Here is an 18,015-nt window from a genome sequence, read left to right as displayed (position 1 = left end):
TTCCTTGCGGAGGGAGTTGAAATCGGTGTTTGCTAAGAGACTTCAGCGTTGAATCTCGTAGTCAGTCTTGGCAGGTTTCGCCGATAGCTGAGCTGGCGTGGGCAATTGCGACTCATCCCAACCGCCTCCGAGGGCCTGGATTAACTCGATCGAGGCAACGGCCTCCTGGATCTGGAGCGTGACGAGCGACTCCTGATCAGAAAGTAAAGTCACCTGCGCTGTTGTGACGTCGATATACGGATCGATGCCTGTTCGAAACCGTTCCGTTTCAAGATCAAGGGTCGTCTGAGCGGCATCGACGGCTTCATGCTGCTTAATAATCTGCTGCGAGAGAATACGGGTTGCCGCCAGATAGTCCTCTACCTGCTGGAATGCGGTGAGCGTAGTCTGACGATAAATTGCCACATCAGCATTGTAAGTAGCTTGGTATTGATGGAGCGTTGCGCGATAAAGGCCGCCGTCGTAAATGAGCTGTGAAAAGGAAGGACCTATGGACCAGAATCGACTTGGCCAGTCAAACCAGTGCTGAAAGGTGGACGATTCGAAGCCACCAGCAGCGGAAAGCGTAACACTTGGGAAGAAAGCTCCGTATCCAATGCCGATTGTGGCATTGGCTTGAGCAATCGTGCGTTCTGTTGCCGCAACATCAGGGCGACGCTCCAATAGCTGCGAAGGTACACCCGTAGGAATGGGTGGGGGCACGATGAGCAGCGGCTTTACTGCGATGGAAAAATCACTGGCAGGCTTGCCGAGGAGAGTGGCAATCGCATGTTCGAATTGAGCACGGGTAACGCCAACATTCAAAGCGGCTGATTCAGCACTTTTCAATGTGCTTTCGGCTGCGGCAACAGAGAGGTAGTCGTTGATTCCTGTTTCGTAGAGTGTCTTGTTGAGTTCGAGAGCTTTCTTGTCTGACTCGACAGTATCGTTGAGAACCTTTTCAAGAGCATCCTGCCCACGAAGCTGGAAATAAGTTTCGGCAAGCGTCGCCTGCTCGATCAACTTCTCATTTTCGAGGTCGGCGGCACTTACTTGGGCTGCATTTTGGGCTTCGCGAACCTCATTGCGGATCTTTCCGAAAAAGTCGGGAGTCCAGGAAACATCAAGTGGAAGGGACCATGTGCTGCTCGTAAATCCGGCATTCGCCGTAGAGCTGTGGGTAAGGTTTCCTGAAGTCTTGGAGCGGTTCCAAGAAGCGCCAGCTGTGACTGTGGGCCAGTATTGGGCGCGAGCTTCGCGAATCAAAGCCCGCGCAGCCATCAAATTCTCAAAACTCTGTTTAATGTTCTGGTTGTTGACATCGAGTTGCTCTTCATATCCATTCAGCTCTTCGTCGTGAAAGATTTCCCACCATTTGCCGCGGAGCATTCCATCCTGAGGGCTGGCGACTTTCCAACCATTGGCATCCTGGAAGTTAATGGTCGACTCCTTATAAGACTTTGCAGTTGGAGCGGGCGGAGCAGGAGCGTGATATTTAGGCCCTGGAGTGCAGGCAACTAACAGGGAAGATAACAAGAGGCCACTGCCGATCAACGATAGATCACGAAGTCGTAACTGAACTGTACTTTGGAGAAGCGATCTCACTACGCTGGTTCTCCTTCGTGATGGAATGTGTCGCGATGTTTTCCTTGAGCGCGAAGTCTAAGGCGATCGAGATACAGATAGACGACTGGCGTCGTATAGAGAGTAAGCAGTTGACTCATGATAAGTCCGCCGACAATCGTGATGCCAAGGGGACGCCGTAACTCGGAGCCTGTTCCTGTGCCAAAAGCCAGCGGCAATGCACCGAAGAGAGCCGCCATGGTCGTCATGAGAATCGGGCGGAAGCGCAGCAGGCAGGCACGGAAGATGGCATCGGCAGTCGTCTTTCCATGTTCGCGCTCTTCCATGAGTGCGAAATCGATCATCATGATGGCATTTTTCTTAACGATACCAATGAGCAGGATGATTCCGATGATGGAGATGACATTGAGATCAATCTTGAAAAGCATGAGCGCGAGGATTGCGCCAACGCTGGCCGATGGCAGGGTAGAAATGATGGTAAGAGGGTGCATGAGACTTTCGTAGAGGATGCCAAGAACGATATACACGGCCAAGAGGGCAGTGATGATGAGATAGGGTTCGCTACTGAGTGATTGCTGGTACGCTTGCAGCGTTCCGGCAAAGAATCCATGGATGGTTTCAGGAGTGCCGAGACTCTCCTGCATTTGTTGAATGCGCTCCGTCGCCTGGCTCAGCGAAACACCCGGAGCGAGATTGAAGGAGACGGTGACGGATGGGAAAAGGCCGGTGTGGGCGACGGAGATGGGCGTCGTTGTGGACTTAGCCTGGGTCATGGCAGCCAACGGAATGACCCCATGACCGGTATACAGATAAATGTTCTTGAGTCCTTCAGGCGATTGCCAGTACGGAGGCGCGACCTCTAATACCACATAATACTGATTGAATTGGGTATAGATGAGAGAGACCTGGGATTGACCGAAAGCCGCATAGAGTGCTGAATCGAGGGCCTGAGCAGAAACGCCTAGACGCGCGGCAGTGACGCGGTCATATGTCAGGTATTCAGACAGCCCTGAATTTTGAAAATCCGAGTTGACGTCCTGAAGTCCGGGCAATTTCTTTATTTGTTCCAACAGAATAGGAGCCCAGTGGGCGAGATCGGAGATATTGTCAGACTGGATCGTATATTGATAGAGCGCATTCGATCCCCTGCCTCCGATGCGCAGGTCTTGCGCTGCCTGGAGAAAGACGGAGGCAACCGGCAAGCGGTTGAGTTTAGGACGAAGGCGATTAATGATTTCGGGCGCCCCGATTTTGCGTTGGTTAAGCGGCTTTAGAGCCGTGTAAACGAAACCACCATTGCCCGTGCCCACATAGCCCACAACATTCGCAACGGCTGGATCGGCCTTAATGGTCTTGACTATCTCCTGTACAGACTCATCCATCACGGGAAATGAAGCATCCTGCGGCCCTTGCACTCCTCCGACAAGCGCTCCCGTATCCTGTTGCGGGAAAAATCCTTTGGGAATTTTGATGATGAAGACGACGTTAAGAGCCACAACCATGATCAAGACAACGAGAGTCAGTCCCGGGTTTTCGAGGACCCATTCGAGGCTGCGGCGGTAACCATGCAGCATGCCATCAAAAATTTTCTCGCTTGCGCGATAGAAGCGTCCATGTTTTTCCTTCTTGGGTTCCTTTAGAAGGTGGGCGCACATCATAGGCGTGGTTGTAACTGAAATGATCATCGAAACGATGATCGCGGTCGAAAGCGTGATGGCAAATTCGCGGAAGAGTCGCCCAACAATGCCGCCCATCAGCAGAATCGGAATGAAGACGGCAACCAGCGAAATGCTGATGGAAAAAACCGTAAAGCCAATCTCTTTGGCACCTTGGAGGGCGGCGGCAAACGGTTTCATGCCCTCTTCCAGATGGCGCGTGATGTTTTCCATCACGACAATTGCGTCATCCACCACGAATCCTGTCGAGATGGTCAGAGCCATCAGCGAGAGATTGTCGAGGCTGAAGCCGAAGAGGTACATGACTGCAAAAGTGCCAATGAGCGAGACCGGAACAGCCACACTGGGAATGAGAGTGGCACGCCCGCTGCGCAGGAAGAGGAAGACGACCAGAATAACGAGCGCAATCGAGATCATCAGACTGCGCTCGACATCATTGACCGAGGCACGGATCGTTGTAGTGCGATCCATGACAACGGTCATGTCAACTCCCTGCGGAATCGCGGCCTTAAGGAAGCCCAGCTGACTGCGGATTCGATCAACAGTCTGAATGATGTTGGCGCCGGGCTGACGGAAGATGATGATTGCGATGGACTGCTTACCGTTAAGATAGCCACCGTTTCGGATATTCTCGGTGGAATCGATGACCTGAGCGACGTCCGATAGGCGGACTGCCGCTCCATTCTTGTACCCAATAATCAGCGGGGCATATTCAGCAGCGCGAGAAAGCTGTCCGTTAACGACGATGTCAGAAGATGCAATATCATTGGCAATCTGACCGCGTGCGAGCTGCGAGTTCTGTGTGCTCAAAACGGATTGAATGTTGGAGAGTGTCAACCCGTAGCTATTAAGCTGTGTGGGATTTACTTCCACGCGGACAGAAGGCAGGGCCCCCCCACCGACGACGACCTGCCCGACTCCCTGAATCTGCGAGAGCTTTTGCTGTATTACGGTTGAGGCTTCATCGTAAAGCTTTGAGCGATCGTAGATATCGGAGGTAAGGCCGATAATCATGATCGGCGCGTCAGCCGGATTGACTTTGCGATACGTAGGATTGCCGGGCAGATTCGCGGGCAAATAGGTTCGAGCCGCATTGATGGCGGCCTCAACGTCACGCGCCGCACCATTGATATCGCGACTGAGATCGAACTGCAGCGTAATGGAAGTCGATCCCAAAGAACTGGAGGATGTCATCTCGCTGACGCCGGCAATATGTCCAAACTGGCGTTCGAGAGGCGTGGCCACTGAGGACGCCATGATCTGCGCGCTGGCACCGGACAAACTGGCCTGGACAGAGATCGTCGGAAAATCAACCTGCGGCAGAGGAGAAACAGGCAATACCGTGAATCCCACCGCACCGGCGATGGCCACTGCAATTGTTAGTAAGGTTGTAGCGACGGGCCGCCGGATAAATGGCGCAGAGATGTTCATACTTCACTCTCTGCGGGTTCCGGGCTGGGCTTCTCGGACTTCTTCGCGGCTCGTCTGCCTATCAATCTTTCTCCGAGGCGATCAAAGAAGATGTAGATCACTGGAGTGGTGTAAAGCGTGAGGATCTGGCTCAGGAGAAGTCCGCCGACCATGGCGATGCCGAGGGGACGCCGGATTTCAGATCCGATGCCTGAGCCGAAGGCAAGCGGAATGCCGCCGAGAAGCGCGGCCATGGTGGTCATCATGATGGGCCGGAAGCGTAGAAGGCTGGCCTGGTAAATTGCCTCGGTGGAGTCCATACCGTGCTCCCGCTCAGCTTCCAGCGCGAAGTCGACAATCATGATGCCATTTTTCTTCACAATGCCAATAAGCAGGATGATTCCGATAATGGCAACAACGCTGAGATCCTGTTTAAAGATCATGAGGGCCAACAATGCACCCACTCCAGCGGAAGGCAGCGTCGAGAGAATTGTGATGGGATGGATGAAGCTTTCGTAGAGAACACCGAGAACGATGTACACGGTCACCAGCGCTGCCAGAATGAGAAGCGCTTCATTCGAAAGCGAATTCTTGAAAGACGCCGCCGTTCCCTGAAAGTCGTACTGCAGACTCGCTGGAAAGCGCATATCAGCGGCGGTCTTATCGATCGCTGTAATGGCATCGCCCAGAGATGCATCAGGGGCAAGATTGAAGGAAATGGTAACGGAAGGAAACTGACCCTGGTGGTTGATGGACAGATCTTCTGTTGTAGTTGCGTAGCTGCTGAAAGAGCTCAGCGGAATCGCGCTCGCTCCGCTGGAGGAACTGGCCGTATTCGAAGTAGTTGTTGAGGTTGGCGTAAGGACTCTTGATGGCGGCGCGAGAGCGTTTGAAGAAGGCGTATAGAGAACGGATGTGGTTGTTGCGTTCGAACCGGCGGAAACGGAGGCAGACGATGCAAACGAAGTTGCCGCGCCTGGACCGCTGGTTCCATTCGAGGCGCCACTTTGCACATAGATGTTGCTGAGTTGGCCCGGATGCTGCTGAAAATCAGGTTGAGCTTCCAGAATCACGTGATATTGGTTCAGCTGTGTGTACATCGTGCTGATCTGGCGCTGACCGAAAGCATCATAGAGGGTGTTGTCGATTGTGGCCGGTGCAATCCCCAATCGCGATGCTGTCACACGATCAATCATGAGCGAGACGGCGGCGGCTCCTGTTTGCTGATCTGTAGCGACATCTTCAAGTTGAGGCAGTTTCTTAAGCTTTGTGACAAATCGATTGGTCCAATCGTTGAGCTCATTGATGTCGGGATCTTCAAGCGTGTACTGATATTGCGTTCGGCTTACGCGGTCATCCACCGTGATGTTCTGTACCGGCTGCATATAGAGCTTTACGCTATGAATGTCGCTAAGCTTCTTCTGCAATCTACGAATGATGTCTGAGGCGTTGCCATCTCTCTGCTTCAGAGGCTTGAGATTGATAGAGAAGCGACCACTATTCAGGGTGGTATTGGTTCCATCCGCGCCGATGAAAGATGACAGGCTTTCCACTGCCGGATCGGTGAGTATGATCTTAGCCAGCTGTTGCTGCTGTTCCGACATGGCTTGAAACGATATCGATTGTGGCGCCTGCGAAATTCCCTGAATGACGCCCGTATCCTGCACCGGGAAAAATCCCTTTGGAATGGCGATATAGAGAAGGACGGTAAGGACGAGTGTAGCAAGAGCTACCAGCAGGGTAAGCGTCTGGTACCTCAGGACCACTTTGAGCGTTCTTCCGTAAAAGGCGATCATGCGCTCGAAGGCTCTCTCGGATGCGCGATAGAGCCTTCCCTGCTGGGCCTCCGGATTGTGACGCAGAATACGCGAACACATCATCGGTGTGAGCGTAAGAGAAACAACCGCAGAAATGACAATCGTGACTGCGAGGGTCACAGCAAATTCACGAAAGAGCCGTCCGACAACATCGCCCATGAAAAGCAGAGGAATCAGCACTGCGATGAGGGAGACCGTAAGCGACACAATCGTGAAACCGATCTGCCCGGCGCCCTTCAGCGCGGCCTCCATCGGGTTGAGCCCTTCCTCAAGGTAACGGGAGATGTTCTCGATCATGACAATGGCATCATCCACGACAAAGCCAGTGGAGATGGTGAGGGCCATGAGCGACAAGTTATCGAGACTGTAACCCAGTACGTACATTGCGCCGAATGTACCAACAAGAGAAAGCGGTACTGCGACGCTGGGAATGATGGTGGCAGAAAGGCTGCGCAAGAAGAGGAAAATCACCATTACGACGAGCGCAATGGTGAGCATCATTTCGAATTCTACGTCGTCGACCGAGGCCTGGATCGGGACAGTGAGATCCGTGAGTGTTGTTACGTCAATGCCTACAGGCAGATTGGCCTGAAGCTGCGGAAGAAGCTTTTTGATACTTTTAACTACAGTAATGGTGTTGGCGCCAGGTTGGCGCTGCACATTCAAGATGACCGCCGGTGTTTGATTCATCCAGGCAGCCTGCTTGCTGTTCTCAACCCCATTCACGATCGACGCTACATCTTTTAGAAAAACGGGAGCGCCGTTGCGAAACGCAACCACGACATTCTTATAGTCGTCGCTGGTTCGGAGTTGGTCATTCGCATCAATCTGATAATCCTGTCGCGGCCCGTCAAAATTCCCTTTGGCTCCGTTTACGCTGGTTTGGGTAAGCGCGGTTCGTACATCCTCCAGATTGACGCCATAGGAAGATAACTGTCCCGGGTTGACCTGGATGCGCACCGCAGGCTTTTGTCCACCGCTGATGCTGACTAAACCAACGCCACTGAGCTGGGAAATTTTGGGAGCCAGGCGCGTGTCGACAAGATCCTCGACCTGCGGGAGCGGGATTGATTTCGAGGTAATCGCTAGCGTGAGAACCGGAGCATCGGCAGGGTTAGTTTTACTGTAGACGGGAGGCGCAGGCAGCACGGATGGCAAAAGGCTTTGCGCAGCGTTGATCGCAGACTGGACCTCTTCTTCGGCAACATCAATGTTGAGCGAGAGATTGAACTGCAAAACAATAATCGAGCTGCCCCCGGAACTGGTCGAGGTCATCTGACTCAACCCCTGCAGTTCACCAAACTGACGCTCCAAGGGAGCTGTGACGGTAGTCGCCATCACCTGCGGACTGGCGCCTGGATAAAAAGTCAGCACCTGGATGGTTGGATAATCCACCTCAGGCAGGGCCGAGACTGGCAACTGCGTGAATGCTACAAGGCCCACAAGGAGAATCGCCGCCATCAGCAATGCCGTGGCGACCGGCCGCATGATGAATGGGCGAGATGGGTTCACGGCGCCTCAGTTTCCGAATTGCTTTGTGACAGAGGTTGTTTGGAAATGGTGACCTTGGAACCGCTCTGCAGTTTTTCGAAACTGCTGGTCGCCAATTGATCGCCTGGATTGATACCTTCTACAGCGGTAATTCCGTGATCTGAAACGCCAGCTTTGACGTTTTTCAGATGCGCGGTACCGTCGGCGATGACATAGACAAAGGATACCTGTCCGTTGTGCTGAATGGCTGAGGATGGAATGAGCGTCATGCCATGTTCTGTGGTTACGAGCAGGCGCGTGTTTACAAACTGGTTCGGGAATAGTGCGCCGTCACGATTATCGAAAGTCGCGCGGAGCTTAACAGTGCCAGTAGTGGTATCGATCTGATTGTCGAGAGCCAGCAGCTTTCCGGAAGCGAGTTTCTTCGTCTGTTCTCGGTCGTATGCATCGACACTCAGGCCGACCCCTCGCCCTTTCTGCGCGAAAACATCGGGAAGATAATCCTGAGCCAGAGTGAAGACCACGGTGATGGGCTGGACTTGAGTAAGAACCGCCAGGACCGTGCTGCCGCTGGACTGAACGAGATTCCCGGGATCGATGAGGCGCAAACCGACGCGTCCAGTGAAAGGAGCGGTGATATGACAGTAGGAAAGCTGCACCTTGTCGAAATCAAGGGTCCCCTGATCGGCTCGGACCAGCCCTTCATTTTGAGCAACAATCTTTTCCTGATCATCGAGTTGCTGTTTTGCAATCGCCTTGCGGTCCCAGGCTTGCTGGTAGCGGTTCAGATCCATCTTGGCCTGCGCCAGAAGATTCGTGTCGCGTTCCAGCGCGCCCTGAGCCGACTCGACCTGTGCCTCATATTGGCGAGGGTCGATGTCCACCAGAGGGTCGCCCTTTTGGACAGTCTGTCCTTCGCGATAATGCACCTGGGTGATGACTCCGGTTACCTGGTTATATATGGAGGCCGTGTAGACGGGGGTTACCGTACCAATGGCATCGCGATACACCCCGATGTCGCCTTTTTGAGCAGTCGCGACAGTGAGCGTCACGGGGCCACCAAAACCGCGACGACCACCGCCAGGCGCCGCTGCGGTTTTTGCGGGATCGTCATGGCGCCGCAGGATGACGAAGAGGACGACCGCGAAGGCCAAAAGCAGAAGAATCCAAAGCCATTGGCGCCGTTTGGAAGAACGGCGTGCTGAGTCACCTGAGGAGGCGCTCGGTAGCTGATGATCGGGCGGAATTGACTCAGTCAATCTTTGGTCCATCCTTAGTCTTACCTTTGATCAAGAGTTCCTGGCGAAATTTGCTCGGAGAAGTAGCGCTATTTTCTGAAGTTACTGCAACAGAAGACGCCGGACTTGGCGCAAACCTTTATCTACCCGAAACTTGCTAATTTTTTTGGTACATGGTTTTGGACGACCCGGTACAGCGAATAGTTGCAACCCCTTTCGTACTGTCATGATACCCAATAGAAAGCGAGGGATCGGGAGGCGTGGGGCCATTCATGAGAATAGGGAAACTGCTCCGCAACAGGCTACCTTTTCGATTCAGATTGTCTTTCGTTTTGTGGGAAACGCGCAGACTTGCTTCAGCTTTTCCCTTAGGCTTAAAGTATATAGGCAGCGCGGTCCAGCACCATTCCGACTCAGGAAGTAATTATGCCGCTCCTCTCGTTCCTAAGCGTCTTGCCTGTGCTGGGTTTCGTTTACACTATTTGCTTTATTGCACGCGAAGAGAGAGCTAAGCCGCCGCGAAACGTGGAGGTTCGGTCTGGAAAGCCGATCCGCGACTTGCCGATCCCGCAAGCCCCCTCTTTAATGAAGCGACAGGTTAAGTGGCTCTCAGCGAGAGAATTTCAAACCCTGTGTTGCCGCCAGGACGATCTGATCCTTATTGCCCTCCGAAAAAAGACCGAGACCAAACCAATTCCCTTTCCCGAGTCGCATGTGCTGTACACCGAACCGGATCGGCTGATTGAGCTTTTGCGGTGGCTCCCGCCTTCCAGCGGCGCCGTATTGTACGGAACTTCGAATCGCCTCTCTTCGACAATTCCGGAGGTAAGCAAGATTACCGGATCAGCTCCGATTTATCTTACCTGCGAAACACTGGAGTAGGGCCGCGAGACCCAACTCAGTTGAGGCGTGGTTTCTATTTCAGTTCTATCTCCAAACCTCGACCATCATCCCGAACGTTAAAGATCGTCGCCGATGCAGAACGCACGAACGGGAGCGATGTCGCGTTACCGTTCACCACAACCTGATTCTGCTTCGGTTCCCATCCATACACTTCTGCCCGAATTTCCTTCCACCACGCGGGATATGAGCCATCATGCGCAGACACTCGCAGATTGAGTCCTTCATCGTTGACCTGGCAGGCAAGTTTCATCCGCAGATACTCGCCGTGTTGATAGGCGTAAGTCTTGCCGTCGTCGAGATAAAGTTCTCCCTCGCAGCGAGAACCCGCATAGATGCGAAGTGTCAGGGGACCGTCAGGCTTTTCATAAACGCTTTGCACCAACGGCTGCATTGGAAGAATGGAACCTGCACGAACAAAGACAGGAAGCGCAGCCAATTCAGGATGCACCTGCGTTGTCAGCGGCGGTTGTTCTGCAGGATTCACGGGTTGTGCCGGATCCGCGGAGCCGGACGACACAGGCTTGGGAACCCTTTGTCCAGTCCAGTAGTCATACCAATCGGGCGAAGGAAATTCGATCGTATAAGCGTCAAGTTCGTCAGGGTAATGCGGAGGCGCAATCAGCAGATCAGGACCGAGAAGAAATTCGCCCGCGGCTTGCGGGTCCACATCAATCGGGTGATGATCGGGTGCGGCATCGGGAAATTCAAGGAGCAAAGGACGCACCATCGGCAGGCCTGTGCGGGAAGTTTCTTCTGCGAGCGTGTAGAGATAGGGCAGCAGATGATAGCGTTCCTCGATGAAGTGCCTGCGGATCTCTTCCTGCTCTGGGCCGCCGATCCATGGCTCCTGATCGCCAGTTCCCTTTTCCGAGTGGTCACGGTCGATGGGCTGGAACGCCCCTATCTCAAGCCACTTTGTCAAAAGCTCGGGCGTTGGAGTCCCGGCGAATCCGCCGACGTCTGCACCGCTGAAGGCAAAGCCGCTCAGGCCAAGGTTCTCAAGCATCGGCGTGGTCATGCGGAGATGGTTCCAGCTGCTGCTGTTGTCTCCAGTCCATGTGGCCGCGTACCGCTGTCCCCCCGCGTAGCTGGCGCGCGTCAGCACAAACGGACGCGTATTTGGATCCAGCTTCCTGAGTCCTTCAAAGGTCGCGCGCGAGTTCTCCATGCCGTAAACATTGTGAATCTCGGCGTGCGTTGCGGTGCGTTTGCAAAACCCTGGCTCATCGATGCGATGGATGACGTCGAGCGGTATCGTCTTTGAGGGAGTGTCGAAGACTGACGGCTCATTCATGTCATTCCAGAAGCCAGCGACTCCCATTTTGTGAAAATCGTTGTAGAGAGTGCCCCACCACGCGCGTGTCTCTGCTTGCGTGAAGTCAGGAAAGACGCTTGGGCCCGGCCACACACGTCCCGTGTAGATGGAGCCGTCGGGATTCTTAACGAAGTGATCGCCGATGATGCCACTGTCATAAGGCGCATAGTTTTGCCCTGGAAGGTTCGCGATGTGCAGATCAGTAATCGTGACGACATGAAAATTCTCCGCGCTGAGTTTGGCGATCATGCCCGCGAAGTCTGGGAAGCCTTTGCGGTCGATTGTGAATGGGCGGTGCTTCTCCTGAAAGTCGATGTCGAGATAGATAGCATCTGCGGGAATATGGTCGGCTCGGAGACGTTCTGCAATCTCAAGCACTCGTGACTGCGGATAATAGGTGTAGCGGGACTGTTGGAACCCAAGCATCCACATCGGCGGCAGGGGGGGCTTACCGGTAAGCCACGCATATGCCTGGATAACCTGTTTGGGAGCAGGGCCGTAGATAAAGTAGTAGTCTATCGGGCCATTGGCAGCACCAAATGAATAGATGCTCTCGAATTCCCTGCCAAAGTCGAAGCTGCTACGCCACGTATTATCCATTAGAACGCCGCTGGCGCGACCCGCCTGATAACTGATGAAAAAAGGAATCGCTTTATAGATCGGGTCGGTCGATTCCTGAAAGCGATACGCGTCTGTATTCCAGAGCGTAAAGGCTTGATTCGCGCGATCCAGCGACCCGGTTTTATCCCCAAGGCCGAAGAAATGCTCGTCTGCTCCCTTGGATTTGTAGACACGGAAAGAACTGCCTTCAAAGCGAGCCGGGAGGGCATCTTGCTGGATCGGTTTTCCATCGAGGTCGCGAATCGTTAATGCAAGAGTCTTTCTGGCGATTTCAACGCTGAGGGAGTGCGTCTTGAAGCCAACATGATCGGCAGTAATCTCCGGCGCAACGGAAACCGAACTATGGCGTGCTTCCGGCAGGACAGCCCACGATGCATCTTCGGGTAATTTGTCATTCCTCGAAATCCGAACACGCAGGATGTCATCGCGCAATGCCACAATCTCTTCCAACGCTTCGCCATCACGCACTTCGATACCATTGGGCAGAGAAGTGAATCCGGTTACATGGTCGAGTAATAAGACGCCGCCGTTGGCCCCGTCCGATTGCGCCTGGAGCGGAAGAATGATCAGGCTGAAAAGCAGCACGATAGCCAGGAAAGCCGCAAAAAAAGAGGCAGAGCGTTGCATCGTCGTTCCTCGATGAGTCCAACTTTTATTTGATACGTAGGTGAAGATCGCGTCGATTCATTCGTGATGAGAGTTACGGCTCATCATCGAGCGTCGAGGGATGCGAATCCTTAAATGCAATCACGGCGTTCTCGCGGCGTTTCTGCTGGATTGCTTTCATCTGGTCCATGGCAGCCGCTGCATCCTTCGCATCGCCAGTCTGTCGATAAAGCCGCGCGAGCTGATAATGAACGCTGCCATCTTCATCGCTCGCAAGGCCGAGCCTTAATTCGTCGATTGCCTGCGGCACTCTTCCCTCTGCTGCATATGCGCGCCCAAGCAGCGCGTGCACATGGGGAAGCATCTGCGGCTTTGCCTGCAACGCCTTTTTCAAGAAGGGTTCGGCGTTTGTGAAATCGTGACGCGCCATCAGCGCTTCTCCCATAAGCAGGTTGATCTCCGGATCGTCAGGAAGCTGGTTGAGTGCCAACTGAGCAGTTTCGACTGTTTTAGAAACGTTGCCGTTTCGGAAATAAGCTGATCCCAATCCCAGCACTGCGCCAGGATCATTCGGCGAAAGGTCGATAGCCTTCTGATATTCGGCCTGCGCATCATCGTAGCGTTCGCGCTGGATGTAAATGTCACCCAGCAGCAGGTGACTCCGCTCGGAATTCGGCTCCAACTCTTCGTAATGTTCCAAGGCCTGAAACGCGAGGTTTTCGTTCGCTTGTATGGACCAGTAAAGCGCTTCAGCCGATTGCGGAAGAGTGGATGCCGCACGGGACGAAAGCTCATAATTTCCGGCCAGGAATGAACAAGCTGCCAGTAGCTGGAGTTTGGTCTCGTCTTTCGTTTTGAAGTTGCTCGCCGACTGGTTGCCGCATGACTTACTGCGTGCTGATGTGTATTCTGCTTCAGGCGACTCAGCCGGTTTGCCAGATGCCGCGAGAGCGCAGGGAAAAGCCTTCTGATCTTCCGCCTCGAATTCTTTTGCGGCATCTACATCGTCGTGTTGTTTCGCATAGACTAGGCCTAATTGAGTGTGCATGCATGGCGGCTGTGAGTTCGAAGCGATGACATTCTTGTATAAGTCCACGGCCTCCAGGTAGCGGGATTGGTTTGCAAGCGATTCGGCGAAGAGGGCTTTCGCGTAAGGGGAATCCTGATCCTTCTCCGACATGATGCGCGCATCGGCCTCCACCTGATCCAAGTACGCAATGCCGAGTGAGAACCAGGCCGTGCTCTGCTTCGGATCGAGATGCGTTACATTCGCGAATTCGTGCGCGGCCAGTGAATACTCCTGCAGAGAGAAATAAGCACGGCCCAGAGCCAGATGCGGTTGCGAATCCGTGTTATTTATTTTTTCGGCAGTCAGCAGATAAGGGATGGCCTCTTTGGCCTTGCCTGCGTGAGTCAAATCAATTCCAAGAAACAGGTTCGGAACATACAACGACGGCTTGAGCTTATAAGCCCGCTGAAAGGTCTCGATAGCACCCGTGTAGTCCGCGGTCTCATGTTCCATAAGACCCAGGTTTGCCCACATCTCCGGAACATCGGGGCGAATCTTTACCGCCTGTTTATAGGCGTCAGCAGCGGCTTTGTAGTCGCTGCCAGCCTGGGCTTGTTGCGCCGTGGCCAGCAGTGACTCGAGCGTTGCGTTCTGTTCCTGCTGGCCAAACCCGAACAAAGGCGTGGCCAGCAGGAGCAATAGCGGCAATGAAAACCGGTTTCTCAATCTGCGATCACCAGTAGAACTTTCCTGCGAATTGAACGGTTCTGCTGGGGAAGGCATTTGTGATCTGTCCCAAGCTGGAAGCACAGCCTGCTTGCGCATTCGGGTCGCAACCCGTGTAGGTTTCGCCGCCGAACTGCGGAGCATAGAACTGCGCATGGTTGAAGGTGTTGAACATCTCCGCACGGAACTGCAACCGCATCGATTCCGAGAAATACCAGTTCTTCATGATCGACGTATCCCAGTTCTGATAGCCGGGTCCGCGAAGATAGGAGAAGAAGCGAGGAGCTGTTCCAAAGGTTCCATAGGGAGCGTAGGCGAACGCTCCGGTATTGAACCATTCGTGAATATTCGGATGCGCGACATGCACGTCTCCGACGACATCCGGCCTTGGATTGCCGCCATAGGATGCAATATCCGCACCGCTGACACCGATGGGAATGCCCTGCTTGAACGTGGCAATCTGAGAAACTTCCCAGCCGCCCAGAACCGCGTTCGCCGCTTTGTTCATGTTTGAACCGAAAGCCTTTCCACGGCCAAACGGCAATTCATAAATGTAGTTTGCGACCAGGCTGTGCGGCGTATCGGAGCCGTCTACGCTCTTTTCCGCTGCGAGGTTGTAGTTGTTGGCCGGTCCGGGGTTTCCGGAGTACGACCAGGAGTTATTTCCTTCCACGTTATCCAGGAACTTTGAGTAGGTGTAGGAAACCAGCGCCGTAAGGCCTTTGCTGAAGCGATGGTTAAAGTTCATTTGCAAAGCGTTGTAGTTGGAGAAGCCGGTGTTCACGTCGTTTTCCTGAACGCCGCAGAACTGCGAGTAGGGCTGCAGCAACTGCGACTGCACTACGTTTGGCTGGTCCAGTGCGCAGCTGCTGTCTCCAGGCGCAATCGCTCCGTAGAACGGGTTCGGAACAAGAGCGTTAAGGGCCGCCTGCCCCATCGGAAGATACTTCGGGTCCAACTGGCTTCGATTGAGGGAAGATGTCAGCAGATGGGTGCCGTGATTTCCCACGTAGTTGACGTCAAGCACATCATTTGGCGTGATAGCCCACTGCCAGCCTAATAGATACTGCTGAACGTAGCTGGAGTTCCGCTGCCTGAAGTTACTTGCAACTCCATAGCCGACTTGTTGCAGTTCACCCAGGGAATTTCCAGTGATAGGGATAAACCCATTGGGCCATGGATTCGCCGTTGTCACTGCGGGGTTCGGAGTGATTGCGTCCAGGGTGTAAGGGATATTGGTCTGGCTGGCAAAGCCCGATGCGCTTGCCTCGAAGCAGCATGAGATCGATGGCGGGTAGAAAATTCCGTACCCGCCGCGAACAACCACGTTCGGGCGAGCCTGATAGGAAAACCCGATGCGCGGAGCCCAATTGCTGAAATTTGTATCGTAAGAAGCGCGCTGATTATCCGAAAGGAACTGCAGCGCACCAGGCAATGTCTGTCCGATCGTAGTACCGATCGGGTTCAGAGCCGTGGGGTTGAAGACCGACGCGACGTTGTGGCGATACGTCGGGGCTGTCTGGATTTCGTACCGCAGACCCAGATTCAGGGTTAAGTTGCGAAGCACGTTCCAGTCATCCTGTACGTAGCCGCCGTAATAGTGCACGGCAACCGCCGGATTGTACGTCGTTCCGGTTGCGCCTCCATCCAACACGCCCAGCATGAGCTGAGCCAGTCCATTACCGGTTGTGAAACCAGTGGCGGCGTTAGGATCGGGCCCCGTCGTAAACTGGCCACCGGATTTCAGAGTCGATTGGAAGAAGTTCGCCTGATCATCTTCCTGCTCGACGAACATAAAGCCGAAGTTCAACGTGTGCCGGTGCAGGCTCTTAATGAAATCGACAGCGACGCTGCCGATTGGGCCATGATTCGTTACTGTTTCGTTGGTAAGCGGGCCAAGCGGCGACTCTCCCCCGACTGTGACGATCGGGAACTCCGGACTGTTTGCATCGAGATACGCTGGCAGCCCGAGGGTGGTTGGCTTGAATCCCCTTGACTGGTTGGTCGAGGTTTCATGCCATACTTCCACGCCTGACATGATGTTCATGGTGAAGGTTGGGCTGAAGACCTGGCTATACCCGGCGGCCATGTTCCAGCGGTTGTTCGGACGCGCATTGCCTGGCCCGGCAGGATTATCGCCCCAATAATTGGGCGTTCCGGTCTTGAATTCCTCCTTGTAGGAATAGCGGAAGTAGAGTCGCGATGCATTGTTGAGGTTGTGGTCTACGCGGATCAGGTATTCATTCGAATGCGCTGGATTGGTTCCAGTCGTCACCAGGTTGTTTGTGATACCAGAGCCTGTCGCCTTCGGATAGTAGTTGACCAGCTTAGTGCCGATTGGATCGAGCGGACCCAGCGAGTTGATGTTGTTGTTCTGGATGGGATCACGGATATAGCCGGTTTTGGTGGCGACCAGTCCCGTCTTCGGATCGACCTGCCCGGCCGTAATCGTGCGCGTGCTGCGTGGATCGTAAATCTGTCCCACATAGATGGGCCGACCTAAAGCATCCACCCCTCCTTGCGCGCCGAGAAGTTCGGAAAAGTTTCCGTTTAGAAAATTGCTATCCGGTACCGTGAAAGTACTGTTCGCTGGGGTAGACAGGCTCAAATGCTCGAATAGTCCGAAGATGAAAGTCTTCTCGCGCTGCTTATACAGACCGGGAATATATAGCGGGCCGCCCGCCGATCCACCGACCTGGTTGCGGTTGAAATCGCCCTTCTTCAGATTGTTGTGGTTGTTGAACCAGAGGTTGGCGTCTAGCGCGTCATTGCGATAAAACTCGTACACGTCGCCGTGAAACGCATTCGTTCCTGACTTCGTGACAACGTTCACGACATTGCCCGTGCTCCATCCGTATTGAGCGGTGAAGGAGTTGTTCTGGACTTTGAACTCCTGGACTGCGTCGACGGAGGGAACATAATCGACGGCGCCCCATTCCGGATCGGTGTCCCATGCTCCGTCAAGCAAATAGGCCGAAGTTCCAAAGAACCCGCCCGCGAAATTGAGGAAGGAAATGTCCTGGTCGGCATCATCGGTACTTGGACCGCCACCACCCAGCAGCATCTGGCTTTCAGAGGTGTTGTTTACTGATGAATTCAGTGTAGCCAGACCATAAACATTTCTGAGGTTCAGCGGCAGTTCGACCACCTGCTTCGCATCGATATCCGCTGAGAGATTCGCGTTTTCGGTGTTAAGCAGAGATGCCTGAGCGTTGACGACGACCTGCTCTGTGTTCGCGCCCGGGACAAGCGTAACGTTCTGAGTCGCGGACTGCCCCGCGTCCAGGACGATACCCTTCTGCTGATACGCCTTGAACCCGCCGGACTGGATGGAAAGCAAATAGTTTGCAGGGGGTAATTGGGTAAAGGAGTAGTGCCCGCTCGAATCGGTCTCCTGCGTCCGCGCTATGCCTTTTTCCACGCTCGACAGCTTTACGCTGGCGCTTGGCACGATTGCTCCCGATGCATCGGTTACCGTACCGCTCAGTGTTGCTGTGGTTACTGCTAATTGTGCATGTATCCATGGAATGCCGCACACGAACGCGACAAAGAGCGCCGTGAATCGCATCCATTGTATTTTTCTCTTTTTCACAAAGCCTCCAAGTAGTTGAGAAATCCCGGTCTCTGCGGTTTTCCGCAA

Annotated in this window: 7 protein-coding genes; all 7 read right to left on the bottom strand. The window is 53.9% G+C overall.

Annotation, left to right across the window (positions count from 1 at the left end; genetic code table 11):
- Window positions 1-42: 42 nt before the first annotated feature.
- The 7 genes from H7849_RS06395 to H7849_RS06365 all read right to left on the bottom strand — a co-directional run bounded on the left by H7849_RS06395 (window position 43) and on the right by H7849_RS06365 (window position 17,967).
- Window positions 43-1,584: an efflux transporter outer membrane subunit gene (locus tag H7849_RS06395; RefSeq protein ID WP_251106651.1), complete on the bottom strand. Its 1,542-nt coding sequence runs from the start codon at window positions 1,582-1,584 to the stop codon at window positions 43-45.
- Entirely contained in the window at window positions 1,584-4,670 is a 3,087-nt protein-coding gene (locus H7849_RS06390; protein WP_186745094.1) for a multidrug efflux RND transporter permease subunit, read from the bottom strand. The genes H7849_RS06395 and H7849_RS06390 overlap by 1 nt, the downstream gene beginning before the upstream one ends.
- Window positions 4,667-7,978, bottom strand: coding sequence for an efflux RND transporter permease subunit (locus H7849_RS06385; protein WP_186745092.1), 3,312 nt, complete (start codon window positions 7,976-7,978; stop codon window positions 4,667-4,669). Before H7849_RS06385 ends, H7849_RS06390 begins: the two co-directional genes overlap by 4 nt.
- The gene (locus H7849_RS06380; protein WP_251106650.1) at window positions 7,975-9,111 is read right to left on the bottom strand and encodes an efflux RND transporter periplasmic adaptor subunit; all 1,137 of its coding nucleotides are present in this window, start codon (window positions 9,109-9,111) and stop codon (window positions 7,975-7,977) included. Before H7849_RS06380 ends, H7849_RS06385 begins: the two co-directional genes overlap by 4 nt.
- Window positions 9,112-10,111: 1,000 nt before the next feature.
- Complete coding sequence (locus H7849_RS06375) at window positions 10,112-12,661, bottom strand: glycoside hydrolase family 31 protein (RefSeq protein WP_186745088.1); 2,550 nt, start codon at window positions 12,659-12,661, stop codon at window positions 10,112-10,114.
- 73 nt (window positions 12,662-12,734) lie between these two features.
- Entirely contained in the window at window positions 12,735-14,375 is a 1,641-nt protein-coding gene (locus H7849_RS06370; RefSeq protein WP_186745086.1) for a tetratricopeptide repeat protein, read from the bottom strand.
- Between the two features lie 7 nt (window positions 14,376-14,382).
- Complete coding sequence (locus tag H7849_RS06365) at window positions 14,383-17,967, bottom strand: TonB-dependent receptor domain-containing protein (protein ID WP_186745084.1); 3,585 nt, start codon at window positions 17,965-17,967, stop codon at window positions 14,383-14,385.
- Window positions 17,968-18,015 lie beyond the last annotated feature (48 nt).

Origin of the sequence: Alloacidobacterium dinghuense (assembly GCF_014274465.1) — a bacterium.
In the GTDB taxonomy this organism is placed as follows: domain Bacteria; phylum Acidobacteriota; class Terriglobia; order Terriglobales; family Acidobacteriaceae; genus Alloacidobacterium; species Alloacidobacterium dinghuense.
This window is presented reverse-complemented; position numbering and strand designations above follow the sequence as displayed.

Coding starts and splice junctions, on each gene's coding strand:
- H7849_RS06390 (WP_186745094.1), bottom strand. CDS start 4,670: ATGAACATCTCTGCGCCATTTATCCGGCGGCCCGTCGCTACAACCTTA.
- H7849_RS06375 (WP_186745088.1), bottom strand. CDS start 12,661: ATGCAACGCTCTGCCTCTTTTTTTGCGGCTTTCCTGGCTATCGTGCTG.